At 60.1% G+C, this 1,695-nt stretch carries 2 protein-coding genes; one reads left to right on the top strand and one right to left on the bottom strand.

Going from position 1 to position 1,695, the window contains the following annotated elements:
* A partial coding sequence (locus tag AC1DRJ_RS26705) for a 2-hydroxychromene-2-carboxylate isomerase (protein ID WP_477804792.1) occupies positions 1-549 on the top strand: 549 nt, incomplete at its 5' end.
* A 63-nt stretch (positions 550-612) separates the two neighbouring features.
* Here the strand turns inward: AC1DRJ_RS26705 and AC1DRJ_RS26700 are convergent.
* A partial coding sequence (locus AC1DRJ_RS26700; RefSeq protein WP_477804791.1) for an aminopeptidase family protein P occupies positions 613-1,695 on the bottom strand: 1,083 nt, incomplete at its 5' end.

Genomic DNA, 1,695 nt, shown 5'->3' with positions numbered 1-1,695 from the left:
GCCACCTACCTGGCCTATACCCAGCTGCCCAAAATCTGTGAGCAAACCGGCAGCCAACTGATTTATACGCCAATGCTGTTGGGGGGCATTTTCAAAGCAACCGGGAACGCTTCTCCAGCGGTCATTCCGGCCAAGGGCCGTTACATGTTTCAAGACCTTGAGCGCTATGCAAAACGATATGGCGTGCCACTGAAATTCAACCCGCACTTCCCCATCAACACCCTGATGCTTATGCGCGCCGTGACCGGGATACAGTTACGTCAGCCCGAGTGCTTCCTGGCGTTTATCGACTGTCTGTTCACTGCCCTCTGGGTTGAAGGCCGCAGCCTTGATGATCCGGCCACAGTGGCCGCAGTGCTGACACAAAACGGTTTTGACCCCAATGAAGTACTGGCCCTGACCGCCGACGAGGAGGTGAAAGCCGCCCTCAAGGACAATACCGAGAAAGCCGTACAGCGCGGTGTCTTCGGTGCACCGAGCATGTTTGTCGGCAACCAGATGTACTTTGGCCAGGATCGGCTGGACTTCGTTATTGACGCCCTGAGTTAAGCCGAGCCTCGACGTGAGTCAGGATGAGTCAGGCGCTTGACCAAGCGCCTGAACTCCATTCCCTCAAATAGCCGCAGTACGGGTGTTCAACCACTCAAGTGCGGCGCCATCGAGCAGCGGACTCAAGCGCTCGCGCACTTCGGCGTGGTAGGTGTTGAACCACTGTTTCTCTTCCTGCGTCAGCAGTGACGGTTCCAGACAGCGGGTGTCGATCGGGCACAGCGTCAGCGTTTCGAACTTGAGGAACTCACCAAATTCGCTGGTGCCCGCCTCACGGTTCAGCGCCAGGTTCTCTATCCGCACCCCCCAACGCCCAGGCCGGTAAGTGCCCGGCTCGATGGAGGTGATCATGCCTGGTTGCATTGCCGTCTGCGGAGTAGCAGCGGCCTGATAGGCGATGACCTGCGGGCCTTCGTGAACGTTGAGGAAATAACCAACGCCATGACCAGTGCCATGACCGTAGTCGACGCCTTCAGCCCAGATCGGCGCGCGAGCGATGGCATCGAGCAACGGCGACAAAATCCCCCGAGGAAATTGCGCACGGGACAGTGCGATCACGCCTTTGAGTACGCGTGTACAGTCGCGTTTCTGTTCGTCCGTCGGCGTACCGACCGGCACCATCCGCGTAATGTCAGTGGTGCCACCCAGGTATTGACCGCCGGAGTCGATCAGCAACAGACCGTCCCCCTCGATCACCGCATGCTCTTCTTCGGTCGCGTGGTAGTGCGGCATCGCGCCATTGGCGTTGAACGCGGCAATGGTGTTGAAGCTCAGCGACACGTAGCCAGGACGTCGGGTACGCGCGGCGGTCAGGTGTTCGTCGATGGTCAGTTCGGTGATGCGCTCACGGCCCAAGGCCGAGTCCAGCCACGTGAAGAATTCACACAGGGCGGCACCGTCCTGCTCCATGGCCTGCCGAATGTGCGCGGCATCGGCCAGGCTTTTCTGCGACTTGGCCAGCGTGGTCGGGTTCAGTCCTTCGACCAGTTTTACGCCACTGTCGAGGTTGTCCAGCAAACCGGCGGTGACGCGTGCCGGATCGACCAGCAGGCTTGCGCCGCTCGGCACGGCGCGCAAGGCAGCGGCCACTTCGCTGTAATCGCGCAGGGTCACACCGTCTTGTTCAAGCACCGCACGCAGTTCGGC

It is taken from the genome of Pseudomonas sp. P5_B2 (genome assembly GCF_056400445.1).
Note: the sequence above shows the minus strand (reverse complement) of the source record. Positions and strands in the feature narration are given on the sequence as shown.